This window comes from Glycomyces luteolus (assembly GCF_027622875.1).
Classification (GTDB): Bacteria; Actinomycetota; Actinomycetes; order Mycobacteriales; family Micromonosporaceae; genus Glycomyces; species Glycomyces luteolus.
Genome location: NZ_JAPZVP010000001.1, coordinates 257,089 through 282,575, shown reverse-complemented (window position 1 = coordinate 282,575; position 25,487 = coordinate 257,089). Strand labels below are relative to the sequence as shown.

17 protein-coding genes are annotated in these 25,487 nt (G+C 69.4%); 4 read left to right on the top strand and 13 right to left on the bottom strand.

The features are described from left to right. Positions 1–147: 147 nt before the first annotated feature. A complete protein-coding gene (locus tag O1R50_RS01260; RefSeq protein WP_270108020.1) occupies positions 148–2,421 on the bottom strand; it encodes an alpha-L-arabinofuranosidase C-terminal domain-containing protein in 2,274 nt (757 codons plus the stop codon). A 110-nt stretch (positions 2,422–2,531) separates the two neighbouring features. Here O1R50_RS01260 and O1R50_RS01255 point away from each other — a divergent pair, with 110 nt between their 5' ends. Beyond that, entirely contained in the window at positions 2,532–3,524 is a 993-nt protein-coding gene (locus O1R50_RS01255; protein WP_270108019.1) for a LacI family DNA-binding transcriptional regulator, read from the top strand. Positions 3,525–3,535: 11 nt separating this feature from the next. On the opposite strand, the gene O1R50_RS01250 is transcribed toward O1R50_RS01255, so the two are convergent. The 5 genes from O1R50_RS01250 to O1R50_RS01230 all read right to left on the bottom strand — a co-directional run bounded on the left by O1R50_RS01250 (position 3,536) and on the right by O1R50_RS01230 (position 9,124). After that, positions 3,536–4,480 (bottom strand): glycoside hydrolase family protein, encoded by a 945-nt coding sequence (locus O1R50_RS01250; protein WP_270108018.1) that lies wholly within the window; start codon positions 4,478–4,480, stop codon positions 3,536–3,538. A 20-nt stretch (positions 4,481–4,500) separates the two neighbouring features. After that, on the bottom strand, positions 4,501–5,991 hold the full coding sequence (gene arfA / locus O1R50_RS01245; protein ID WP_270108017.1) for an arabinosylfuranosidase ArfA: 1,491 nt from the start codon (positions 5,989–5,991) through the stop codon (positions 4,501–4,503). 49 nt (positions 5,992–6,040) lie between these two features. Beyond that, positions 6,041–6,859, bottom strand: a complete 819-nt coding sequence (locus O1R50_RS01240) for a carbohydrate ABC transporter permease (RefSeq protein ID WP_270108016.1) — start codon at positions 6,857–6,859, stop codon at positions 6,041–6,043. Continuing rightward, complete coding sequence (locus O1R50_RS01235) at positions 6,856–7,806, bottom strand: carbohydrate ABC transporter permease (RefSeq protein WP_270108015.1); 951 nt, start codon at positions 7,804–7,806, stop codon at positions 6,856–6,858. Before O1R50_RS01235 ends, O1R50_RS01240 begins: the two co-directional genes overlap by 4 nt. 70 nt (positions 7,807–7,876) lie before the next feature. After that, a complete protein-coding gene (locus O1R50_RS01230; RefSeq protein WP_270108014.1) occupies positions 7,877–9,124 on the bottom strand; it encodes an ABC transporter substrate-binding protein in 1,248 nt (415 codons plus the stop codon). A gap of 404 nt (positions 9,125–9,528) precedes the next feature. On the opposite strand from O1R50_RS01230, the gene O1R50_RS01225 reads away from it, so the two are divergent. The 3 genes from O1R50_RS01225 (at position 9,529) to O1R50_RS01210 (ending at position 16,782) form a co-directional block, all read left to right on the top strand. Beyond that, entirely contained in the window at positions 9,529–11,433 is a 1,905-nt protein-coding gene (locus O1R50_RS01225; protein WP_270108013.1) for a beta-galactosidase, read from the top strand. A gap of 37 nt (positions 11,434–11,470) precedes the next feature. Next, entirely contained in the window at positions 11,471–13,495 is a 2,025-nt protein-coding gene (locus tag O1R50_RS01220; protein WP_270108012.1) for a beta-galactosidase, read from the top strand. Between the two features lie 710 nt (positions 13,496–14,205). Then, on the top strand, positions 14,206–16,782 hold the full coding sequence (locus O1R50_RS01210) for a CHAT domain-containing protein (RefSeq protein ID WP_270108011.1): 2,577 nt from the start codon (positions 14,206–14,208) through the stop codon (positions 16,780–16,782). Between the two features lie 187 nt (positions 16,783–16,969). Here the strand turns inward: O1R50_RS01210 and O1R50_RS01205 are convergent, their stop codons facing one another. The 7 genes from O1R50_RS01205 to O1R50_RS01175 form a co-directional block, all read right to left on the bottom strand. After that, complete coding sequence (locus tag O1R50_RS01205) at positions 16,970–17,662, bottom strand: DUF6338 family protein (protein ID WP_270108010.1); 693 nt, start codon at positions 17,660–17,662, stop codon at positions 16,970–16,972. 377 nt (positions 17,663–18,039) lie between these two features. Continuing rightward, positions 18,040–18,588, bottom strand: a complete 549-nt coding sequence (locus O1R50_RS01200; RefSeq protein ID WP_270108009.1) for a hypothetical protein — start codon at positions 18,586–18,588, stop codon at positions 18,040–18,042. A 91-nt stretch (positions 18,589–18,679) separates the two neighbouring features. Further along, positions 18,680–21,472 (bottom strand): stealth conserved region 3 domain-containing protein, encoded by a 2,793-nt coding sequence (locus O1R50_RS01195; RefSeq protein ID WP_270108007.1) that lies wholly within the window; start codon positions 21,470–21,472, stop codon positions 18,680–18,682. Next, positions 21,469–22,431: a hypothetical protein gene (locus O1R50_RS01190; protein WP_270108006.1), complete on the bottom strand. Its 963-nt coding sequence runs from the start codon at positions 22,429–22,431 to the stop codon at positions 21,469–21,471. The genes O1R50_RS01195 and O1R50_RS01190 overlap by 4 nt, the downstream gene beginning before the upstream one ends. Beyond that, positions 22,428–23,933: a stealth family protein gene (locus O1R50_RS01185; protein ID WP_270108004.1), complete on the bottom strand. Its 1,506-nt coding sequence runs from the start codon at positions 23,931–23,933 to the stop codon at positions 22,428–22,430. Before O1R50_RS01185 ends, O1R50_RS01190 begins: the two co-directional genes overlap by 4 nt. A 217-nt stretch (positions 23,934–24,150) precedes the next feature. Then, on the bottom strand, positions 24,151–25,140 hold the full coding sequence (locus O1R50_RS01180; protein ID WP_270108003.1) for an LLM class flavin-dependent oxidoreductase: 990 nt from the start codon (positions 25,138–25,140) through the stop codon (positions 24,151–24,153). 11 nt (positions 25,141–25,151) lie between these two features. Continuing rightward, positions 25,152–25,445, bottom strand: a complete 294-nt coding sequence (locus O1R50_RS01175; protein WP_408612559.1) for an ArsR/SmtB family transcription factor — start codon at positions 25,443–25,445, stop codon at positions 25,152–25,154. Positions 25,446–25,487 lie beyond the last annotated feature (42 nt).

Below are 25,487 nucleotides of genomic sequence, written 5' to 3'. Positions count from 1 at the left end.
GCGAACCGGATGAGATCTGCGTGATCGCTCACGCAGCATGAGTACGATAGCGCTTTCTATGAATTCATGTCAATACATCGAGGGGTCTGATGTGCGGATACGCGGTGGCGCACGGCGATAGAACGCAGTCCTCCACTGGATCGAGGACTAAGCCGAGGGGCGAACTATCGCCGAGGCGAACGACCAGGGCGGCAGGATCAGGTCGATCCCGTTCTCGCCCTTGGCTTTCTCGGTGACCGGTCGGATCGGGGACGCCTCGAAGAGTGCGCCCTCGTCGGGTCCGGCCCCGGCCAGGAGCTCGATGTCGGCCGCGACTGGGCCGGGCGCGTCGTCGAGGTCGACGCGGACGGGCTTCTCGGTATCCTCGGCGTTGACGAGCCTCACCACGTACTCAGTCCCGCCGTCTGCCGCGGTGCGCGAGAGCGCCCCCGCGGCGACGCGGTGTTCGGGCCGGGTGTCGAGTTCGAGGTCGTGGTGAAGTTCGCCGTCGACCCAGACCCGGAGGCGCGGCCCGTCGAGGCGGACCCGCACTCGGACGGGGACGCCGTCGCCCCACTCGGGCCACGGGCGGGTCGCCTCCCAGTTGTCGATCCCGTCATCGCGGCGGAACACCACGGTGTTGCGGTTGCCGCCCATGCAGAAGTTGAACTTCACGGAACTCGACGGGTCGTCTGGGCCCAGTCGCAGTGAGAAGCCATCGCTGCCGTCCCGTCGGACCGCGGTGAACTCGATGTCGGCGGCGTCGGGGCCGATCGCTGCGAGAACCGCGCCGTCGATTCCGGGGACGGTGGCGTAGTCGGGGACCGGTCGCCCGTCGAACACGACATCGCTGAAGGCCACAGTGGCCCGAGGCGAGTGCACGTGCGCCTCGCCGGTTCCCGCGACGGGCCGGGTCCACGGCACCACGCCTTCGAGTTCGACTGCGCGAACCCGCTCGCCTCGCTCGGTGCCGAACGCGCGCTGCACGTAGTAGGAGGCGGTGAGGCGCACCTCGTCGGCGGTGAAGTAGATGAGGTCAGGGGTCCATTGCGAGTGCCCGACGCGGGCGAGGAGCGGGGCGTAGGAGGCGAGGCGCACGACGTCGGGGTTGCGTTCGAGGCCGATCATGTACGCCGCCTCGGCGAGCGCCGAACGCACCGTGCTGGAGCAGCCCGCGTATTCGCCGAGGTAGACCTTGGGCCCGTCGGGGTCGTAGGCGGCGTAGCGGTCGAGGTTCTGGTGCAACCAGCGGGGGTTCTGATAGCCGTGCTCGTCGACCATCGCGACGCCGCGCTCTCGCGCGTACTGCCAGCCGGCCTCGAAGTCGGGGCCGGTGGTGCACGGTCCGGAGGTGCCGATGACGGTGATCTCGGGGTGGGCTTCGCGGACGGCGTCCTCGATGCGGGCGTACCGGTTTCGGAACGCGTCGGTGATCTCGTCCTCGTTGCCGAGGCCGAGGTACCGCAGCCCGTATGGCTCGGGGTGCCCGTGTTCGGCCCGTTTCGCGCCCCAGCGCGTTTCAGGTCCGCCGTTGGCGAACTCGATCAGGTCGAGCACGTCCTGGATGTAGTCCTTCATCTGCGATTCTGGGATCGCGTGCTGGCCGCCGGGCGAGTTCTGGCAGCAGACGCCGGCGGCGACGATGGGGATCGCGGTGGCGCCGAGGGCTTCGCACAGCTCGAAATACTCGCCGTAGCCGATCTGCCGGGACTGATGGTAGGCCCAGATGTTCCGCGTCTGCGCTCGCCTCCATCGGGGTCCGATGGTGTCCTTCCAGTGGTAGATGTTGCCGAGGCCGTAGCCGTGGGCGAGGCAGCCGCCGGGGAAGCGGATGAAGCTCGGGGCCAGGTCCTTCAAGGCTTGGAGCAGGTCTGGCCGGAAGGTCAGGGGCGAGCCGTCGTCGGCGAGGGGCCGCAGGGTGACGGCGTCGAGGTCGGCGTCGGCTCCGGCGGGCACGGCGATCCGCAGTTCGCCGCACCCCGTCGCGGTCGGAGCGAGGTCGGCTTCCAGGTAGTGCCATCCGCCGGGCTCGACGTCGAGATCGGTGCTCGCGAGGCCGTTGCCAAGGGTCACGGCCAGGCGGGTCTGCTCGGTCACGCGGGCGAACAGGGACAGCCGCAGTCGCTTCCCTTTGGTCACGCTGATGCCGTACCAGCCGCTGTTGGCGATGGCGGCCGGGCCGATGAGTGACGCGTAGTGGCGGTTGTTCGGGTGCAGCGGGGATCCGGTCCGCACCTGGACAGGGCCCTCCGTGGCCCATCCGGTGAGGTGGTGGAAGTCGTTCCGCTCGGACGGGTCGAACTCGAAGTCGCCGTTGCGGATGAGTTCGGCGTTCAGCCCGCCGTCAAGGGCGTCGTTGAGGTCTTCGATGAACAGGCCCCACAGGTCGGGGGCGGTGTCGGCGGTCGCGGCACCGACGCGGACGGCGATTCGGTCGTTCATGGTTGCCTTCCTGGGCAGTTGGTACAGGACCGTCTGCGGCGGCGCCGCTTCCGGCTGTGGGGTGAAACCGCGTTCCGACCGGAACGGCATCGACGGGGATAATGGGGAATATGCAGCGACGTGTAACGATCGAGGACATCGCCCGCGAGGCTGGAGTCTCCCGGCAGACCGTGACCCGGGCGATGAACGGGATGCCGCGGATCAGCGAAGCGACGCGCGCCCGCATCCTTGAGATCAGCGAGCGGCTCGGCTACCGCCCCAGCCGCTTTGCGTCGAACCTGGCCCGGACGAGCAAGACGAAGACGATCGCTTTCGTCGTCGATTCGTTCCGCAACCCCTACTACTCCGAGCTCGCCGCCGACCTGCTCGACGCCGCGTCGGCACGCGGCTGGCAGATGACGATCGTCTCGCACGAGGACGAACCGGAGCTCCAGCTGATCAGCCGCCTCGCGAACCAGGTCGACGCGGTCGTCGGCTATCTCGGCGAGACGGACGAGGCGGCGTTGGCCGCGGCTGCCCGCGGTGTCCCGTTGGTCCTTCTGGGCCGCACTGCTACCAGCGAAGGTCTCCACTCGGTCGACTTCGACTTCGGTCCCGCCTTCGCCCACCTCGTGGACGAGCTGCGGAAGCGCGGTTCGAAGCGGTTCGGGTTGCTGGAGAGCCAGCCGCTCGGCACGGTCTACAAGCCGAGCACTCGCCGGATCGCCTATGAGGACGCGGTCGACCCGGTGTCGGCCGAAGCGGTGGTCGTCTGCGAGGCCCCGCCGCAGTCCGTGGACGCCGGCGAACTCGGCTTCAACGACCTCATGGACCGCTTCCCCGAAACCGACACCGTAATCGCCTTCAGCGACCTCATGGCGATGGGCGCACTGAGGGCCGCCCACCGCCGCGGCATCGACGTGCCAGGACAGGTCCGACTTGTCGGCGTCGACGGGCTGTCGCTCGGCGCCGTCACCTCCCCCGCGCTCACCACCCTGGCGATACTGGGTACCGCATTCGCCGAGCAGATCGCCGACGTCATCGGGGAGGCTTTGGACGGCGCCGGGGACAGCGCCGAGCGTCGACGCACGGCGCTGCCGATCCTCTGGCGCGAATCCGCCTGAGCGGCAAGGGTTCACGGCCCGCCTGGCGGCAGGATGGGCGCAGTCAGCACCTTGTCCCGATCGCACACCAGCCGCCCGTCTACTACATGCGCCCGCGCCACCTGGATCGAGGTGCGCCGGTGTTCGTAGAGGTCGTCGCGGATCCGCTCGCCGGGGACGCGCCCGGGATGGGTGAAGTAGAAGACGAACGCGTCCTCGCCGACGACGACCACATCGGCGTGGAGCCCGTTGCCGCCGTCGTCGGCACCCGAGCCGGACTCGGCGAGGATGCGGCCCTGGATCTCCCAGGCGCGCAGATCATCGGAACGGTGGACCCGCAGGCCGGCCCACTCGTCGGTGAGCATCCAGTACGAGCCGCCGAGCGCGAAGACGTTCGGCCCTTCATGCGGGCGGTTCTCGATGGCGGGCCCGGTCGGTCGCCACTGGTAGAGGTCGGGGCTGTCGGCGGTGTAGGTGTGCGAACCGCGTGAACTGTCCTTGAACCACATGCGCCAGCCGCCCTCGGAGAGCGGGAAGACGCACGCGTCGATGACCTGCCTCGAATCGAGGTCCAGCGTGGACTGGTACTCCCAGTGTGCGAGGTCCTCGCTGGTGTAGTGGCGGATCAGTCCTTCAGCCCCCCACCGCGAATGGACGCCCTCGATGCAGCTCGCGTACATGTGGTAGGTCTCGCCGTCGTCGATGATCTCAGGCGCCCAGAACGTGTTGCGGCCCCAGCCGGTCTCCAGGCCTTCCGCGATGCCGCGGTGGACCCACGTCGCCCCGCCGTCCTCAGAGGAGGCGATGCCGATGTCGGTGCCGAACACCCAGGACACATCGTCGAACGGCGGCGACCAGACCCGCCGGTTGGTGTAGAACATCCACCACTCGCCGAAGGCCCGGTTCCAGATCACGGTGGGGTCGGCGGCCCCGTCGTGGATCGGGTCGCGGAACAGCGGTTTCGGAATAGCGCTCATCATCATTTCCCCTTCTTCGCTCAGCCGATGGTGATGCAGGTCCAAGAGACCGGCGGAAGCTCGATCGTGATCGTGCCGTTCTCGCGGCTGATCTTGGTGTTCTCGCGCAGGGTCACGCGCTCGGGCTGGTCGAGGGTGTTCTTCGCGTGGCGGTCCTCGTCCCAGATGCCTTGGGCGCGAATGGTTCCGTCGATGCCAAGGGAGGCGATGTCGATCGTGAACTGCGCGGTGTCGTCGATCGAGCGGTTGAGGACGAACACGGCGGCGCGGTCGCCGTCGAGGGTGGCGACGGCGTCGACGGAGGGCACGTCCCCGAACTTCGCGGTCGAGACTTCCGGTGCGTCCAGGACACCGCGCAGCGCGGTCCCCGTCGCCAGACGTGAGGTCGTGGCGAACGGGAAGAACGTGGTCTGGCGCCAGGCGGGCCCGCCCGGCTCGGTCATGATCGGCGCGATCACGTTGACCAGCTGCGCGAGGTTCGCGGCCGTGACGCGGTCGGCGTGTTTGAGCAGCGAGATGAGGAGCCCGCCGAGGACCACGGCGTCGGTGACGGAGTACTGGTCCTCGAGCAGGCGGGGGGCGATCGGCCACGAATCGAGTTCGAGCGTCTGCCCGGCCTGGTACCAGATGTTCCACTCGTCGAAGGAGATGTCGATCCTGCGGTCCGACCGCTTGACCGCGCGGACGTGCTCGATCGTGTGCACGACGCTTTCGATGAAGGCGTCCATATCCGCACCGGAGGCGAGGAAGCTCGCGACGTCGCCGTCCACTTCGTGGTAGTAGGCGTGGCAGGAGATGTAGTCGATCTGGTCGAAGGCGTGCTCCAGGACCGTCCGCTCCCAGACTCCGAAGGTGGGCATGCCCCGCCAGGAGGAACCGCAGGCGGCGAGCTTGAGGTCCTGGTCGATCGCGCGCATGGCGCGGGCGGTGACGGCGGCGAGCCGACCGTACTCCTCGGCGGTCTTCGACCCGATCTGCCAGTCGCCGTCGAGTTCGTTGCCCAGGCACCACAAGCGCACGTCGAGGGGCTCCTCGCGGCCGTTCTCACGCCGCGCGTCGGAGCGGGTGGTGCCGGAGGGGATGTTGGCGTACTCGAGGAGGTGCAGGGTCTCGCGGGTCCCCCCGGTCCCGAGATTGGTGCCCAGCATCAGCTCCGAGCCGACGAGGTCGGCCCAGTCGGCGAACTCGTGGAGGCCGACCTCGTTGGTCTCAATCGAGTGCCAGGCCGGGTCGAGGCGCCGGGGCCGCTGGTCGACCGGGCCGATGCCGTCCTCCCAGTCGTAGGCGGACACGAAGTTCCCGCCCGGGTAGCGCACGTGCGAGATGCCGAGCTCGCGGACGAGGTCGACCACGTCGCGGCGGAACCCGTCCGGGCCGGCGGTGGGGTGGCCGGGCTCGTAGATGCCGCCGTAGATGTGGCGGCCGAGGTGCTCGACGAACCCGCCGAATACCTGACGGGAAACCGGGCCGACGGTGAAGGCCGGATGCAGTTTGAGGGAGGCCTGGAACATTCCTTGGGTTTCCTGTTCGTTCGTGGGTGCAGATGCGGACAGCGCGGGTTCAGCCCTTGACGCTGCCGGTCACGAGACCGGAGACGATGTGGCGCTGCGCGACGATGAAGAAGACGACCAGCGGCGCGAGCACGATGACGCTGAGCGTCATGAACGCGGGCCAGTCGGTGGAGAACTGGCCGACGGCGCTGTAGACCTGGAGGACCAGGGTCTGCTTGTCGGGCGAGTTGATGAACACGTTCGGGGTGATGAAGTCGTTCCAGACCCACATCGCCTGGAAGACGCCGACGGTGACCAGGATCGGGCGGATCAGGGGCAGCACGATCGACCGGTAGATGCGGAACGCGCTCGCCCCGTCGATTCGGGCTGACTCGAACAACTCCATCGGGATCGTCCGCATGTACCCGATGATGAGGAAGTAGCAGAAGATCGAGCCCGCCAGGTAGAGGACGATCAGGCCCTCCAGTGTGTCCACGAGGTACATGCCGGAGAGCATGCGGTACAGCGGGATCAGTGTGGTCTGGCCCGGCACGAGGAACGCGATCAGGCAGATCACGCCGATGAACTTGGTGAGCCGTCCCTGGCCGATGAGCATCCCGTAGGCGGCCATCGAGCCGATCAGCAGCATCAGGGCGATTGAGACGACGCCGACGTACAGCGTGTTCAGGAACGACTGCCAGATCGGGAGCGCTTTGAAGACCTCGGTGTAGTTGGAGAAGTCCAGGCCGGACGGGAGGCCGAGCGGGCTCGCGGAGATCTCCGGCTGTGTCTTGAGCGTGTTGACGAGGATGTAGTAGAAGGGGATCGCGACGATGCCCGCGAGCGGGAGCATCACGACGCTCAGGAGGATGCTGCGCAGCTGCTTCATGAGAACCGGGCCTCCATTCGGCGGGAGAGAGCCAACTGGGCGACGATGATGAGCCCGACCGCGACGAAGAAGACGACGCTGAGCGCGGAGGCCTTGCCGGCCTCACCTTGAGCGATGCCGTTCTCGATGATCGACTGCGTCAGCGTCCGCGTCGCGAAGCCGGGGCCGCCGCCGGTGAGCGTGTACGGCAGGTCGTAGACCTTCAGCCCGCCGGTGATCAGCAGCAGCTGGCTCACCGTGATCGCGGGGGTGAGCAGCGGCAGCGTCACGTACCTGAACTGCTGCCGGCGCGAGGCGCCGTCAATGCTCGCGGCCTCGTAGAACTCGGAGGGGATCGCCTGGAGGTAGGCGAGGTAAAGGACTGCGTGCCAGCCGGTGCCGCCCCACACGGCGACGACGACGACGCTGATCCGGGCGAGGTCCGGTTCGGCGAGCCAGGCGATCGGCTGGGCGCCGAACCAGCCGATGATCGAGTTGATGACGCCGGTGCCGAGCGGGGCGAAGATGAAGCCCCAGACCAGGCCGAGGATCGCGACACTGACCACCGATGGGAAGAAGAACACCGAGCGGACGAGGTTGCGGCCGAAGAACTTCCGGTTGAGCACGAGGGCGAGCGGGATCGCGAGCACGGTGATGGCCACGGTGGTCCCCACGGTGAAGACCAGGGTGAAGCCGAGCGCGGAGAGCATCGATGTGTCCCGCCAGATCGTGGTGTAGTTCTCGAAGCCGACGAAGTTCGCTTCCGTGGAGTAGCCGTTGAAGTCAGTGAGGCTGTAGTAGAACGACTGCGCCAGCGGGATCGCGAACAGCACCACGAACACGACGATGACCGGAAGCGTGAACAGGTACGACTCGACGCCGCGCCGGCGCAGGCGCTGAAGGCGTGTGGGCCGGGGCGCGCTTTGGAGGTGCGGCGCGGGCCGGGGTGGGGCGAGGGTGCTGCCCATGTCGGGGTCTCCTCTCTGAGACGGGGCGGGGCGCCGGGGCGAGTGCGCGGTTCCCGCCCCGGCACGACTGTCACTGCAGGGAAGCGAGCTTGGCGTCCAGTCCCCTCCCGACGTCCACGGGCTCGATCTCGCCGGTAGCGAGCTGCTGGACCAGCGCGTTCGCCTCGCCGGAGAGGGCGTCGTTGTTGTCGATCCAACTGGTCGCGGGCAGGTAGTACTGGCCGTCCTGCACGGCAGGGACGAGGTCGCCGAGCTGGGCGGGCAGTTCGGGCTCGTAGTCCTTTGTGGTGGAGATAAACTGGTTGGCCCGCTGGTAGAAGCTGACCCCGGGTTCGGTGGACATCCACTCCAGGAAGACTTTGGCGGCATCGGGGTTCTTCGCCTTCACGTTGAGGGCGAGTCCGGGCGAGACGGCGCCGGACCAGTAGGGCTGGCCTTCGAATCCGGGCACGGCCTTGAACTCGAAGTTCAGGTCGGGTGCGCCGCCGGTGATCCCGCTGATCCCCCACGAGCCGGTGGTCATGACGGCGAGGCGGCTCTGCTGGAACTCCGGGAGCACCAGGTCGCCGGTGATGCCGGCCGCGGAGGAGTCGAGGATGCCCTCTTCGAAGAGCCGGTACCAGGCCTGGGCCGCGGGGGTCCAGGCCTCCTCGAAGGTGAGGTCGCCGTCCCAGATCTGCTGGTCCATGGTCCCGCCGTAGGCGAGGTTCTGCATGCCGACGAAGGCGCAGAAGGTGTCGGTCATGCCGCCGACGGCCTCCATGTACGCCACGGTGCCGTCGGCCTTGAGCTGCTTGCACAGCTCGATGAAGCCCTCCCAGTCGGTCGGGAAGTCGCCGGGCACGAGATCGCGGTTGACGACCATGCCGCCGGCCCAGGCCGAGATCGCCGAGCCGTAGAGCTTGCCGTCCTGGGTGTAGGTCGCGGCGGCCGTTTCGTTGAGGTTGGCGGCCCAGGACTCGCCGGAGAGGTCCTGGACGAAGCCGCCGTCCATGAGCTGGTGCTTGTTCTCGGCGGTGATGATGAAGACGTCAGGGGCACTGTTCGAGCCCAACTGCGTCTGGAGCTTCTGGATGTAACCGGCCACGGGCGGCGCATACTGCGCCTCGACGTGGTAGTCGGGGTTCTCCTTCTCGAACTGCTCGATCACCGGACCCATCACCTCGGCGTTGTCCCAGGACAGGAACGTGATCGCGTTCAGGTCGGACTCGCCGGAGCAGGCGACCAGGGTTCCGGCGGCGGGGACGGCGACCGTGGCGGCGGCCGCGATCCGCCCGAGGGACCGGCGGGTGAGCCGGGGTGCGATTGAAGGCTTCATTGCGCTTTTCCTCGTTCAGTAGGGGTCGGAGAGGCGGGCACTGCTGCCGCACCTCGGGACGCCGCGCCGGGGCCGAATCGCCGCTGGCGTCATCCTGGATTGCATTTCCGCGTCGAGCGAGCGCTCGCTCGGTTCGAGCCGATCGGGGTCCGCGAGCGGACCAGCGAGCCCATTTGCGTGAGCGCTCACGCACCCTGAACGTATCACCGTTGTCAACCCCCGGCGCCGCGGGTGGCCGAAGTGCGGGCGGCGGCGATCCGCGCCGACCCGCCCAACCGGACCATCACTGGAGTGGCAACCATGTCGCGGACATGAGCGCGCGACGCCGTTTGCGTGAGCGATCACGCAAACGCTACGATGACACCCCGGCACCGGCGCCACATCGACGAACAGGAGCAGCGGCAATGTACTTCGGCGGCGACTACAACCCCGAGCAATGGCCCGAGGAGGTATGGGACGAGGACGTCCGCCTCATGCGCGAGGCGCGCGTCAACCTCGTCAGCGTCGGCATCTTCGCCTGGGCGCGCCTGCAACCGGACGAGGGCGAGTTCGACTTCGCCTGGCTCGACCGGCTCCTCGACAAGCTCCATGACGGCGGTATCAGCGTCGACCTCGCGACCGCCACCGCCTCCCCGCCCAACTGGCTCGTGCGCCGCTACCCCGACGTCCTGCCGGTCACCGAGACCGGCACCGTCCTCGGCCCCGGCAGCCGCCAGCACTACGCCCCCACCTCCCCGGACTACCGGCGCCTCGCCGCCGACCTCGTCACGGAGCTCGGACGCCGCTACGCCGACCACCCCGCGGTCGCCATGTGGCACATCAACAACGAGTACGCCTGCCATGTGCACGCCGACTACTCCGAGCACGCCGCCCTGGCCTTCCGCACCTGGCTCACCGACCGCTACGGCGACATCGACGCGCTCAACGCTGCGTGGGGGACGGCCTTCTGGTCCCAGCACTACAGCGGCTTCGACGAGATCCGGCCCCCGCGGGCCTCACCGACCACCCAGAACCCCTCGCTCGTGCTCGACTGGCGCCGCTTCACCTCCGACTCGGTGCTCGACCTCTACCGGATGGAGCGCGACGCGCTCCGCGCCGCCGGAGCCGAGCAGCCGATCACGACGAACTTCATGGGAGCCTTCCCCGCGATGAACTACTGGGACTGGGCCGCCGAAGTGGACGTCGTATCCCACGACGGCTACCCCGATCCGCGCGAGCCCGACGCGCACCGCCACGCCGCGTTCGCCGCCGACCTCATGCGGTCCCTGAAGCCCGACCGGCCGTGGCTGCTCATGGAGCAGGCCCCGAACGCCGTCCAATGGCGGCCCAACAACGCCGCCAAAGCACCGGGGCAGATGGCCGCCTGGAGCGAGCAGGCCGTCGCCCGCGGCGCCGACGGCGTCCTCTTCTTCCAATGGCGCCAATCCCGAAGCGGTGCAGAGAAGTTCCATTCCGCGATGCTTCCCCATTCGAGGAAGCGCTCACGGACCTGGAAGGAGATCGCCCAGCTCGGCGCCGCCCTGGAGGACCGTGAACCGGCATCGCCGCCGCCCGGCGACGTCGCCATCGTCTTCGACTGGGAGAACCGGTGGGCGCTCACCCAGCCCGACCTCCCCGCTGACATCGACTACCAGGCCGAGGTCTTCGCCTGGTACGAGGCGCTGCACGCCCGCCACGTCCAGGTGAGCTTCGTGCGCGCCGAAGCCGACCTCTCCGGATTCCGCCTGGTCGTCGCCCCCGCCCTGTACCTGCTCGCCGAGGACGGGGCCGCCTCGCTCGAGCGGTTCGTCGAGACCGGCGGCACACTCGTCACCACCGCCTTCACCGATATCGTCGACGAGCACGACCGTTTCCGCCCCGGCGGCTACGGCACCCAGCTCGGCGAGGTCCTCGGCGGTCGGCCCGTCGACTTCTTCGGCGTCCTCCCCGAGGAAGGCCGCATCGCCAGCGCGAGCGGCGCGGACTTCGCCGTCACGACGATGATCGAGGACTTCGACCTCGACGGCGGCGACGTCCTCGCGCGCACCCGCGAAGGCGAACCCGTCCTGATCCGCAACCGCTTCGGCTCCGGCACCTCACTGCACCTGGCCTGCTTCACCGACAGGGCGGGCACCGGACTCGCATTGGACCATGCCCTCGAAACCGCTGCCGTGACGTCGATCGTCGACGGACTCGACCCCGCGGTCGAAGCCGTCGCCACCGTCCACGGGGTCACGCTGATCAACCAGTCCGCGAACCCTGTCGCGGTCAAGAACGAGAACGACGCCTTCACTATGGCCCCGTTCGAAGTCCGCCACCTGTCCCAGTGACCCGCGATCAAGCCAACCCACAGACCGGAAACCCGCCATGCGCAACTCCGAACGCCCGAATGCCCGCGACCTCACCGGCCCAGGGCGGCTCCTCGTCGGCGCCAACTACCATCCGCACGACTCGGATCCCGCGACCTGGCGGCGCGACGCGGCGATGATGCGCGACGCAGGACTCCAGATCGTCCGGCTCGGCCACCTCGCCTGGGACACCTTCGAACCCGCCGACGGCGACTTTCGCTTCGACTGGTTCGACGACGTCATGGACCTGATGCATGACCACGGCATCGGTGTCATCCTCGACATCGCCGCGCGCCCTGCACCGCTATGGCTGCACCGCAAGCACCCCACCATCGATGTCATCGACCCCGACGGCACCCGCCGCTACCCCAACCACCGCTACACAGTGGACGCCGGCGACCCCCACTTCCGCGAACACGCCGTGCACTTCACCGACCGCCTCACCCGCCGCTACGCGGGCCATCCCGCACTGGCGGCCTTCGGGATCGACAACGAGCCCGGTGACGGCCCGATTTCGTTCTCCCCCACCGTCCGCGCCCGCTTCATCGACTGGCTCAAGGCGAAGTACGGCACGGTGGTGGCCCTGAACCGCGCCTGGGCAGGACAACGCTGGTCCCGCCAGGTCAGTGACTTCGAGGAGATCGGCCTGCCCCGTCCCGGGGTCGCGGGCGGCGCGCCCGAACGCGTCCTGGACTTCCGCCGCTTCGTCTCCGACGAGATGAATGGCTACCTCGACGCGCTGTTCGACACGGTTGAAGCGAACGCGCCGGGCGCGCTCACCACCTCCAACATGTGGTACTACACCGCGAGCAAGCACTTCGACTGGGCACCGGGCGCCTACGCCGGACGCCTGACCCGCCCGGGGAACGGCCTCTACCCCAGTCTCTCCCTTTTCGATACCGAGAGCATCCGGGACGCCTTGTTCGGCATCGCGCGCATCCGCTACGAGCGTCCGGAACCGTTCTGGTGCACCGAGTTCACGACCATGACCGCTGCCCCCGGCTCCATCCGCCGCTCCGCGTACGCCTCACTGATGCTCGGGAACCAGCTCGTATGCGGCTGGACCTGGCAGACGATGCACGCCGGCGAAGAGCAGTTCCTCCAGGGCATGGTCGACTGGGACGGCGAGCCGACCCGCAAACTCGACGAGTACCGCCAGATCGCCGCCGAATTCCGCAAGCTCGAACCCCACGGTTTCCCCTATGCGGTGGACGCGGAGATCGCGATCGCGATGGACTTCCCGAGTCAGATCGCCAGCGCCGCCTTCCCTGAACGCCACGACGACCAGGCGCTGACGGCGTTCCGCACCGTCCTGGACCGCAATCTGGACGTGCGCATCGTCGACTTCGCGCACTCCGAACTGGACTACAAGCTCCTCATCGTCCCGGGCGTGCTCGTCCTCGACGAAGCGGCCGCCCAGGCGATCCGCGGTTTCGTCGAGCGGGGCGGGACGGTGGTCATGACCTCGTATTCGGCGATGCTCGACGCCGACGGCCAGGTCTTCCGCTCCACCCGGCCCGGTCGTCTCGCCGACGTCTTCGGCGTCCGCGCCGGCCCGAACGAGGAGACCGCGCTGCTCAATGAACTCGCGAAGGGGCGCAGGGGAGACGACGAGGTCGAAGTGCGGTGCGGCGACCGTGCGGTGCGCACCAGTGCGCCGCGGTTCGACCTGGTCGAGCCGCGCGGCGCGGCGGTGGCGGCCACCATCGAGCTGGACCGCGAATACCCCGTCGTCACGACGCACCGGTACGGCGGGGGCACCGCGATCTATGTGGCACTGCCCGCCCGCCAGGAAGTGCTCGACTTGGTGCTGGACGGCGAGATCGAACGCCTCGGCGTCCGCCCCGGGCCGCAGGTCCCCAAAGGCGTCATGGCCCGCGCCGTCACCGACGAGCACGTGCTCTACCTGAACCTCGACCGGGAGCCGAAGCCGATCGCCTTGCCCCGCAGCGGCTCCGGCGTGCTCAGCGGCGAGCGCCACGAGGGCGGTTTCACCCTCGCGGCGTGGGACGCCGAGCTGATAGCGCTCGACCCGCCCCGGTAGCGATGATGGAGGGCCGCCCGGGCCCTCCATCATCGCTCTCAGCGGGTCATCGGCCGTTCGATTGGCGGGTGCCTCCGGCGAGGGCCTCGAACGTGTAGAGGTATCCGCCGTCGGCGCCGCTGACAGTGAGCTTGTTTCATCGTGATCGGTGTTCGTAGTCGTTGAGGACTTGGATCGCCTTGGCGATCTGGGTGACCCGTTCTGGCGTGCAGCGGACCAGGTCGAGGACGGCCCAGGTCTTGATTCGCCTTTGCGCAGGTGGGCGAGGGTGAGCAGGGCCTGGGTGCCGGGGTCCAGGGCCCGCCAACGAGAGCCGATGGTCTTGCGGATGAGCCGGGCGACTCGGTCGAGGGTCGCGGTGGACAGCGGTGCGGCAGGGTAGAACAGCAAGGGGAAGCTCCTGGCGGACAGCGGATTTCAGCACCTGCGTTCTACCAGGAGCTTCTTTGCTGCTCGCCATCAGGGATCGTTGAGCTTACGCCGGATGCGCTGCACCGCAACAGAACTCAGCCATTTTGAAGCAGGCTCACTGTTGGTCCAATTGGCCACGTGTCGGTCGTCAGCCCGCGTCGGGTGGCCAGCGGGGATTGCTTGGCGGACATAGAATCCGTAGGGTAAGCCGGGTCTTGCTGAGAGGGCCGGTGACATCTTTTCTGGTTCCATCTTCTCCTACGACCGGGTCCGGCTCTGGGCCTCTGAGGAGCGATGCCTTGCAAACCCGACTGCTGCAAATCGCCCAGCTCATCGCCAGTTACGAAGCAACCGGCATCGGCGGCTTCATCTCCAGGGCCGAGAAGCTCAGCCGGAATCTCGAGGCTGAAGCGCCGCGGCATCTGCAAGCGCGGGCGGTCGCCATGCGCGGCACCGTGCTCTGGACCAGGTTCGAGCATGCCCGCAAACCTGCGGACTTGCAGGAGGCCATCGCCTGCTTCGAGCGGTCGGTCATCCTCGCGGACTTCGATGTCGACGCCTGGGCCTCAGCGCTTGCCGAATTGGCGGCACTGGCGCGGCTGCGCTGGGAGACCCACGGCGAGGCTGAGGACATCGAGAACGGGCTCGAATGCATCGGGAAGGCGCTCGACGTCACCGAGCGGTCCGACCAGAACTACCCGGGACGTGAGGTCAAGAAAGCCAGTCTGCTGGAGGCCCGCTACCTCGTCTTCGGCGACCGCTCCGACCTCCACGCCGCCGCTCAGTGCTACGAGCACGCACTGTCGGCCTCTGATGCGCCTTCCGCGAGCCTGTTCGGCCTGACTGCCTCCTCCTATGACGTCGCCATGGCGGCCGGCATGCACTCGAACCTCGCGCTCGTGCTCGTCACCGGACAGGCCGCGATCCCCCGAGGGCAGCTCGACACGGCGTTGCAGCACGCCGAGACGGCGGTAGCCGGAGTTCCCGAGCGGCACCGCCTGCACGCGCGATTCTTGTCGAACCTCTCGCAGGTGCGGCTGCGCCGCTACGAGCAGACCAGTGATCTCGACGAGTTGCGGGCCGCCTACCTCGCTTCCGAAGCAGCGGTGGCCGCCACTCGCCCCGGCGATGCCGCCGCCCCCATCCGACACCTCTGCCTCGCACGAATACTCGACGCGCGCCTGCGCCACGATCCTCACCCGCTCTACCTCGACCGGCAAGTCTGGCTCACCCGCCGTATCCGGCGGCTTCCGCGAAACAGCGAATCGGTGATCGCTCAGGCGGCCCTACTGGAGGCCAAGGCGCTGCGGGTGGGAAGCGAGTTCGCATCGGGTCGCCAGTTCGCTGCGGCTGAGCGGCGCCTCGGCAAGTTCGCGCGGCGATGGCGGCTGCCGGCCGACCTTCAGACCGCTGTGTTGGAGGAGTGGGCCCACCTCGCGCTCCGCCGGTCCCCGCGCGAGGCGCTGCCCCGCTTCGAGCAGGCCGTCGAGCGGCTGGCCATGCTGCGGCCCAGGAGGGCCGTGAGCCTCGACGAAATCCAGCTGCTCGCCGACTTCCGTGGACTCGCCGGGAACGCCGCGGCCTGCGCGGTCATGGCCGGGCATCCCGACAGGGCCGCTGCGCTGCTAGAGCGGGGGCGCGGCGTTGTGCTCACTCGTCAACTCGGCGTTAACCGTCCGCTGCTGCGGCTCAAGCGCGACCACCCGGATCGCGCTGCGGCATTCGAGAAGATCCGGGACCAGCTCAACACCCGGCGGCCGAACGGCCCCAATGAGCGTGAGCAACTCGCCCGCGCCTTCGGCGCGATCATCAGCGAGGTCAGGGCGCTCGGCGGCTACGAGGATTTCTTCGACCTTGACTTCGAACCTCAGCAGTTCGCCGATCGCGTTCCGCTCGTGTGGGTCAACGTGGCCCGGCTCGGCTCGCACGCGATCATCGCCGACAACGGATTCGAAGTCGTCGAATTGCAGGGCGTGGACGAGCGGACCGTCAAGTCAGCCGTCGTCAACCTGCAACGCGCGGCGACCGGAGGACCCGAACAAGCTCGCGAGACCGAAGCCGTCCTGGAGTGGACCTGGACGCACATCACCGCCCCGATCCTGAGTCGCTTGGGCATCGACGGACCGCCGACCGATGGGCGCTACCCGACCGTGTGCTGGATTCCGACCGGACTGGCGACGCAGTTGCCACTCCACGCCGCAGGAAAGGGCGACGAGGCCGTCATCGACCGAGTGGTCTCGACCTACGCCCCCACCGCGATGAGTCGGCGCGAGCGGGGGACGGTGCGCCCCGACCGTCGAGTGCGGGCAGTAGCGGTGGCGGTTGCGTCGCACTCCGGACTGGCCCGGCTCAGGGCTGCCGGGAAGGAGGCCGCCATCGTCGCGGGGCATGTGCCGGGCACCAGGATCCTGAAGGACGAAGCGGCCACTGCCGCGGCAGTGAGTGAGGCCCTGAACAACGCGGATCTGGCGCACTTCAGCTGTCACGCAGCGGCACCCGACCGCGCCGACCCCGGCTCGGGCGGACTCATGCTGCACGGCAGCGAGCGGTTGGCACCAGGCGACGTACCGGTCTCCGAGACCGCAGCGCTGGCGTTCCTATCGGCCTGCCGTACTTCGCAACCGGCGATCGAGATGGTCGACGAGTCGCTGCACATCGCCGGTGCTTTCAAGCTCGCCGGCTACCGCAGCGTCATCGGAACCCTCTGGCCCGTCCGGGACCGACAGGCGGTGGCGGTGGCGGACGCGTTCTACGGGCACTTCGATCCTGCGCAGCCGCAGACCTCGGCCGAGGCACTGCATCTGGCGCTCCGCGAGATCCGATCGCGCACACCGAAGGACCCCCGAACCTGGGCAGGATACATCCACTTCGGATAACCGGCGCTGGGCGGATGCGTCAGCGCCTGTGCCTCCGTAATCCTCGATGTCGGGAGGACCCCCGTCGAGGTCGCCCTTGGGCTGGAAGCCAACGAAGTCGGTGTCATCCCAGCCGCCGTGGTCGCCGCGGAACGGATCCACTGCCGAGTCCGGTGCCTCATCCTGTGGCGCAGACTCGCGGTCGCGTTCACTCATGGCCTGGTACCTCCTTGTCGCCGGCGTCGCCACGATCCTGTCTCCCGGCCCCGTGAAACTCCACGAAAGCGATCTCGTCGCCGTTGATCCACACCCCGTCGCTTGACGGGACGGGAGGCCCGTAGACCTTGCCCGTTCCGGGCATGAACTGCCGTTCGAGGAACAGGTCCCGCCGGGACGGATCCGAGGCCGCGAACGACCGCGAACCCAGGTACCCCAGCACGACCCGGTGGTCCTTGAGGTGCACCCGGACGAAATCGGGGCGGCGCCGGCTGAAATGCCATTGCCATGCATCGGGGGTACGAATGTGATGGGCCAGCGCGGTGTAGTCGAGCGCAGCCGCCACCCAGCGCGGACGGCGCAGCCGCACTGCCGTGGCCGCGATCGACCCGGCGAGTACCGGTGCCGCAATGAGCACCACCAGCGCCCACACTGCGAACTCCCACGCGCTCGAGGTGCCCTCTCTGAGCCCTTCGATGAGCCGGAACGTCCACGGCAGGGCGAGCGAGTGGACGATGAGCGACCCGACCACCGTGCGGGCCAGAAATAGTCGGTCGTGAGGTTCGGGGGATCGCAGGCCGCGTGTGTAAGCCGAGTACAGCAGGAATCCGGGAACCGTGAACAGGACCGGCACCGCGAGGCTCGAAACCACGGCTACCGCGATCGAGGCGAGGACTTCGTTCACGTTGCCTCCGAGGGGGGGACCTGCATAATACCCAGACCGCTCCAACCATGCGCACCTCGAAGCGCAGGGCGAAGTGAAGGGCGGCGACTTCGGCGATGCCCACGGCCAATAAACCCAGTTCAGTGACAGTGAAGCGTTACGAACCCACACGCGCTGGCCAGACAGACCTGACATGCGGTTACCAGGCCCGATTGGGGAAGACCTCCTGGTGCCGGCCTCAGTATTGAGGTCCTCCTCGGGGTGACTCGCCCCGGCCCGTGCCGCCTCGACCAGGCGCTCGTACTCCTCCGGGGCGAAGCGATCCCGGATTGCGCGAGGCTTCTCGGGTGATGACGTCGATCGGCCTTGGAAGGTTGTGAACACGACGGCCGGCGCGGTCAGTAGTCGTAGGGCAGGTGGCCGGTGAAGGCAGTGCGGAAATAGACCGAGCCTGCGAGGTGCGCGAGGTATCGGGCGTCGGCCACCGTGGACTCGAAGAAGGCCGATTCAGGCCCGTTGTCGAGCACCTTGTGGTCGGTGATGATCGCGGCGGTGCGGCGTTTGAACGCGGCGGCGTCGCCCTTGAGCGAGACGTAGTGCCGGCCTCGGGACATGCCGCGGCCGACGATGCGGTCCCCGTAGCACTCCTTCGCCGAGATCCGCGGCTCGCTCACGCTCCCGTCTTCAGCGAGCAGGAAGCCGTCCGGGTCGGTCGGCACCTCCGGGCCCAGGAAGATCTCGAACAGCGCTTCGAACTCGGCCGCGGTCTCGGGCGAGACCAGGTCCCGGCCCGTGCGCGCCTCCTCCCGCCACGCGTCCATGAGGATCTGGAGGGCGAACGCGGGGCTCTCGTTGACCCGCCCGATGTCGCCGGCCAGGGAGTCCACGCTCCAGCAGAACGAATCGCCTTGCGGCGGTTGGATGAGCACGGTGAAGATGTCGGTCATGGGAGGGCAGGGTAATTCGGGCGGGCAACCGCATCGCGTGCCCGTCGCATGGCAGAAGGGGCCCGGCGGTCGTCCGCCGGGCCCCTTTCCCCTATCCGCGGCGTTCCCAGCGGCTGGGGATCGGGAAGTACGCCTCCAGGAAGGTGCGGACCACCCGCTGCTGCTCGGCGGGCGGGACCTCGCCCTCGCCGTCGGCGATGCAGAAGGCGTCGCGGTGGCGCAGCTGGAGCAGGCGGGTCAGGAGCTGGTGGTGCGCCGGCTCGGCGCTATTGACGTACTCGCAGCCCATGGTGCTCGCCACCGCGTACCCGCGGGCGCGCCCGTAGTGGTGCGCCAGCGAAGCGGCCACCGAGAGGTCCTCCATGCTGCGGAACCGCGAGCCCATGGTCTTCGCGAACTCCGCGGGAAACTCCCCGGCCAGCTCCTCGAGCACCGAGCGCCGCAGCGCGTGCGGGGTGTGGAGGAACCCGTGCGTCACGGTGACGCCGAACCGGTCGGCGAGCAGACGCTGGTTGTTGCGGCTCGCGCCGAAGTACGGGTCGTCGGGCTCCTCGCCGGGGAACGGCACCCGCGTCGGGCTGGGGAAGAACCGGGTGCGGCCCGCCTCGTCGAAGAACCGCTTGGGCGACAGGCGCTTGCCGATGAACACGTCGTCGTTGAAGTAGAGGAAGTGCTCGGACAGGCCCGGGACGCGGTGCAGCTGCGTCTCGATCGCGTGCGAGTTGAACACCGGCAGCACGGACGGATCGGCGAACAGCTCGCGGTGGTCGACCACCGTGAGACCGCCCGCCGAGGCGTCGAGCCAGTCCGGGACCTGGCCGTCGGTCACGAGATGGACATGGCGGACCCACGGCAGGAACATCTCCAGCGACCGCAGCGAATACCGCAGCTCGTCGCGGCTGCGGTAGCGCGTCTCCGCCCCGTCGACCTGATCGGACGAGCCGGGAGCGTACCGGTCGCGGCGCTCGCGCCAGGCCGGATCGGCGCCGTCGACCCAGGTGTAGACCACGTCGACCGGGACGTCGACGTCGTCGGCCAAGCGCCGGTTGAACATCGCGAGCGTCGGCACCCGCACGCCGAAGAGCTCCATCGCGTCGTCCGGCTCCAGGATCGGCAGGAGCCGCCCGTACGCGGTCGGCTGCCGTGGCGTGGTGAAGCCGGGGCCGTCCTGGCTCTCGGGCCAGAACTCGATGTCGCACCCGAACGACGCGCCGAAGCGGACCGTTCCCGAGCGGGTCGCCGTCGGCGTGAAGACCCGGACGGCCGCGAGCTGCTCGTCGCCGGTGAGCTGGCGCGCCAAAAGGATCCCGTCCCTCTCGCGCGCAGCGGTGCTGAAGACCTCGGCGTACACCGGCTCCCCCGCGGCCGCCGCCGCGACCGCCTCGATCGCTTCGCGGCGCAACCGCCGGTCCACGGCGAGCCGCGCGTGGGTGCCGTCGTGGCGCAGCCCCACGAACGGAACGCCCGCCTCGCGCAGCGCCCGGTCCGCCCAGGACACGACGCGGCCCGTGAGCGTCTCGGGCATGACGTCCTCGATGCGCATGAGCGTGCCGTCGACGCGCACGAGGTCGGCGCGCCGCTGCTCCAGCGCCGCTTCGAGGTCCCGGTCGACCGCCCCGAGGGTGCCGAGGTTGGCGGGCGCGGCGCGGCTGAAGACGAGGCCGGAGTCACGCGCCTGCGCAGCCATGCGGCGCTGTCGGGCGGCGGACCGCTCGGGCGAGTCGGCGGCCGCGACCAGCGGCTCCAGCAGGGCCCGCCACTGCTCGACGACCTTCGCGGCGCTGAACCGGTCCAGGCCCTCCTTCGCGGCGGCGCCGAAGCGGGCGAGCCGCTCGGGGTCGCCCATGAGGTCGGCCATCGCGGCGGCGAGCCCCTCGATGTCGTCCTTGGCGACGAGGAGGCCGTCCACGTCGTGGCGGATGATCTCGGCCGGTCCGGTGAGGATGTCGTAGGACACCGACGGTACGCCCGCCGCGGCCGCCTCCAGGAACACCAGCGGGAACGCCTCGCCGTGCTCGGAGGTCAGGACGTTCAGGGACGCGCGCGCCCACTGCGCCGCCATGTCGCGGGTCGCGCCGAGGAGTTCGACCGAGGATTCGAGGCCGCGCTCGGTCACGAGCCGTCCGAGCTTGCGGCGCTCGGGGCCGTCGCCGAGGATGCGCAGGCGCCAGTCGGGGAAGTCCTCGCGCAGCAGCGCGAACGCCTCGATCACGTCGGCCACCCGCTTGTCGGGCACGAGCCGCCGCGCGGTCACGATCGTCCTCGTGTCGAGGCCGGACTGCGGGACGAACCCTTCGGGGGCCGCATTCGGGATGGCGGCGAGGACCGGGGCGGCCTCGCCGAGGGATTCGGCGAACCAGTCCTTGGTGCGGTCGGTGAGGACCACGAGGCCGTCGAGCCGGGACGCGTACCGCAGCAGCGGCATCCCGGTGGGCCCGCGCAGCTGCGAGGGCCGGTGCTCGGCGTGGAGCGTGACCGCTCGCGACGCGGCGTGGCGGGCGATGAGGGCCATGATCGGCGGCGAGGTGCTGATGACGACGTCGCTGTCGCGGCCGGGCAGCGCGGCCTCGAACGCGAGGTCGGTGAGGCGGCTCCAGCCGTACTCCCACTCCTCGCGCACGAGCTCGCTCGGCACCGTGCCGAGCGCGGCGGCGACGTCGTCCAACGTGGAAGTCCACAGGGGACGCGGGGTGGGGCCGCGCGAGTCGACGAGGTAGTCCACGCGGATCCGCGAGCCGATCGGGAAGAACGGCTCGTCGCGGGTGCGGAAGACGCTGAGCACCTCGACCTCGTAGTGGTCGGCGAGCTGGGACGCGAGCGTGAACGTCGCGAGCTCGGTGCCGCCGAGCTCGTCGGCGTTGCGCAGGACGAAGGTGACCTTCACTGGGCCTGGACCTTTCCGGACAGGCTCAGCACGAGCGCGCCCGTCTTGTCGTACCGGAGCCGCGTCTGCCGCATGGCCCCTTGGGCGTCGATATAGGAGAGGCGCTGCCCGCGCAACTGGCGGGCCGGGTTGACCAGGTCGGTGGTCCATCGGCCGACGGGGAGTTCGGTGCGGCCGGCGCGCAGGCTCAGCCGCCAGTCGGTGTCGGCCTCGGCGTGCTCGATCAGCTCGATCGGCAGCCGGGCGCTGAAGCGGCCGTCCTCGATCCGCACCGGCGTCGCGACCGGCTCCGAGCGCCGGCCGGCGCCGGTGGCGACGAGTTCGCAGTCGCCGACGCGGAAGAAGGCGCGGCCGTCGATCTCGACGGCGGTGCACCCGAGCCGCGCGTCGTCCACTTCGACCGACGGCCGGGCGGCGCGGACCTCGAGGCGGACTCCGGCGGCCCCGAGGTGCTTGAGCGCCAGGCTCATCCCGAGGTCGGGCCGAGAGAAGGAGGAGCGGGTCGGCTCGCCGGCGGTCCCCCGGGGCGGGCGCAGCGCCCACGTCCCCTGCTCGCTTCCCGAGCGGCAGCGCAGCAGCAGCCGGTAGTCCCCGGCGGGCAGCGGCCGCGCGCCCGAGCCGTCGCCGCGGAGGGCGATGCGGCGGCTCGCGGAGGCCGACCAGCCGCCCCGGTCGGGTCGGAGCTCGAGTTCGATCGCGGCCCTCGGGCGGCGGCTCCACTTCGGGACGAACAGGAGCTCGGCCGCTGCGGGAGCGTCGATCGGCACCGGCACATCGATATTGAGCGTCGCACCGTCGAACGCCCCGAGGCAGCGCGGCACCGCATAGCCGCTCCAGCCGCGCCCGGGTGCCAGCGCCACCAGGTCCGCCCCGGAGCGCGCGGCCACCGCCGCGGCGCCGCGCGCGCGGCGTGCGGCGCCCAGGCCCCGCCGCGCCAGGCGCCGGGCCGTGACGATCATCGCCCGGCCTCAGGCAGTTCGAACGGCGAAGCGACGGGGAAGTACGCCTCGAAGAAGCGGCGGCAGACCTCGCCCCGCAGCTCGCGTTCCGCTTCGGTGCCATCGGTGTCGTTGAGGCACAGCATGTCCCGGTCCCGGCTCCGCAGCAGCTCGCGGAGCCGGATCGGCGTCGAGGGCATCGTCAGGTCGGCGTAGAACAGCGCCAGCGGCCAGGGTGCGGCGCGGCCGCTGAGGTAGGCCCAGTAGTGGTGGAGGGAGGAGGTCATCGAGAGGTCCTCGGGGTGGCGGAACTGGTGGCTGGCCGTCGCCTCGACCTGCTCGGGGTTCGCCTCGGCGATCTCGGCCAGGACCTCCCGCTGCAGGGCGTGGGCGGCGTGCTTCATCTTGTTGACGTTGATGCGCCCGAACCGCTCTTGGAGGAGGCGCCGGTTGTTCCTGGCGGCGTGCTCGACCGGGGTGTCGCGCGGTCCGGGCCCCGCGGTGTCCACAGTGGCGGGCGAGCGGAAGAAGTGGCTGCGGCCCACGGGGTCGAAGAACGTCTCGGGGCCGAGGGGCCGGGCGAACATGACGTCGTCGTTGACGTACAGGAACTGGTCGCTGAGGCCCGGGAGCCGGTGCAGCTGCGATTCGATCGCGTGCGAGTTGAAGGTCGGCAGGACGCCGCGGTCGCCGAAGAGCTCCTTGTGCGACACGACGCGCAGCCGCGGGTGCTCGGTGTCGAGCCAGTCGGGCACCTGGTCGTCGGTGACGAGGTAGACGCGGCGGAACCAGGGCGCGTAGGACCAGAGCGAGCGCATCGAGTACCGCAGTTCGCCGTGGTCGGTGTAGCGGGACTCGTTGGAGGCCAGGGCGTGGTGCTCGAAGCCGCGTTCGGCCAGTGCGGCGTCGCGGCGCGCGCGCCAGGCCGGGTCGCCGCCGTCGACCCAGGTGTAGACCACGTCGATCGGGAAGTCGACGCGCTGCGCGGGGGTCTCGGTGAATTCGGGCCGGGTCGGCCAGACCGAGGCGTCGTCGAAGTCCGCGAAGGGCCCGAAGGTCGACTCGGCCCGCTCGGTGAGCGGGTGGTCGGCGCGCACGCGCTGGGTCATGGCGTTCGGGAGGTCGGTGACGAGCTCGCTTCCCGAAGGCCGCCATACGTTCACGGTGCAGCCGAATTCGGGCGAGCCGCTCCAGACGTTCCATGAGGCGCCCGCCCGGCGCTCGATCGCCAGGCCTTCGGCCTTGATGCGGCGCATGAGCCCGGCGACGGCGTCGGCGTCGGTGACGCCGATCTGCGTGGCGAACGGGCGGCGGGCCGGGACCCTGAAGTAGTCGACGCCCGCCCCTTCGAGCGCACCCCTGACCGCGGTGAGCGCCCGCTCCTTGTGCCGGTGCGGGAGCATCCCCGCGGGCATGGCGGGGGCCGGGATGAACTTCGCGACCGCTTGGGTCAGGAGCAGGCGCCGCTGCGGCGGAACGAGCTTGATGAGCTTGCGCTGCATCTGTTTGACGAGCTTTGACATGGCGGACTACTCCACGGTCATGTAGGGGGATTGGCTCGGAGGTGATCAGAAGATGACCGGTGTTCGAACATCGTTCTGAATCCCCTTCGGACTTCACACGCTCCCAAGAGTCCGGCGGGTTGCATCCACGTTGCGTCGCCGTATTGATCACAGAGTGCATCAAAACAGGGGGGCCCGAGCGTTGCCGACGCCCGGGCCCCAGATCTGTCTAGTTTGTTTACTTATGCGCCATGGCCTTCGCGGTGAGCTCGACCGAGCGGATGCGGTCGGGGACCGCTTCGGCGTAGTGGGCGGTGATGAGCTCGTCGGCGCGGACGGCGGCGGCGAACTCCTCCAGGTAGGCGCGCACGTCCTCAGGGCCGCCGGTGGCGGTGTACTTGGCCATGGCCGAGAGCTGATGGCCGCCGGCGGATGCCAGGAACGCGTCGATCTCGGCGTCGGTGTACTCGCGCTTGTCGCCGCGGGCGATGAAGGCGCGGGCCCGGTTGCGGAAGGCGATCACGCGCTGGGCCTCGGCTTCGTCGCGGTCCTCGGCGGCGAAGACGTTGACGCCCGCGATCACGTACGGCCGCTCGAGCTGCTCGGAGGGCTGGAACTCCTCGCGGTAGGCGGCCACCGCCTCGAACAGGGCGTCGGGCGCGAAGTGGGAGGCGAACGCGTACGGCAGGCCGAGCTTCGCGGCGAGCTGCGCGCCGAAGAGGGAGGACCCCAGGAGGTACAGGGGCACTTCGCCTTCGGGGACGGGCACGGACTGCACGCCCGGGACGCGCGAGCGGCCGCTGAGGTAGCCCTGGAGTTCGAGCACGTCCTGCGGGAAGGTGTCGGCGGAGGTGGCGTCGCGGCGGATGGCGCGCATGGTCTGGCGGTCGGTGCCCGGGGCGCGGCCGAGGCCGAGGTCGATGCGGCCGGGGAACAGGGTCTCGAGGGTGCCGAACTGCTCGGCGATCACCAGCGGGGAGTGGTTGGGCAGCATGATGCCGCCGGCGCCGAGGCGGATGGTGTCGGTGTGCTCGGCGACGTGGCCGATGACGACGCTCGTGGCGCTGGAGGCGATGGTCGGCATGTTGTGGTGCTCGGCGTACCAGACCCGCCGGTAGCCGCTGCGTTCGGCGGCGCGGGCGAGTTCGACGCTCGCCGCGAGGCTCTCGCGGGCGGACCGTCCCGGGGCGATCGGCGCCAGGTCGAGGATCGACAGGGCTACGGGCATGGGTGCGCTCCTTATAGGTTGCGGTGGAGGTCGTCGGTGAACGCGCGGATGCGCTCCTCGTCGCGGCGGTAGTAGATCCACTGGCCGCGCCTGGTGGCCTGCAGGAACCCGGCGCGCTGGAGGATCGCGAGGTGCGCGGAGACCGTGGAGGCGGAGGCGCCCGACTTCTGCTGGATGAGCCCGGCGCACACGCCCAGCTCCGCCGTGTCCCCGCACGGGAAGTTCGCTTCGGGTTCCTTGAGCCAGTGGAGGATTCGCAGGCGCGTCTCATTGGAGAGGGCCTTGCACTGGTCGAGCACGTCCACCGCCCTTCGGCATTTCGCTAATTTCCGAAACTATCCCGAAGG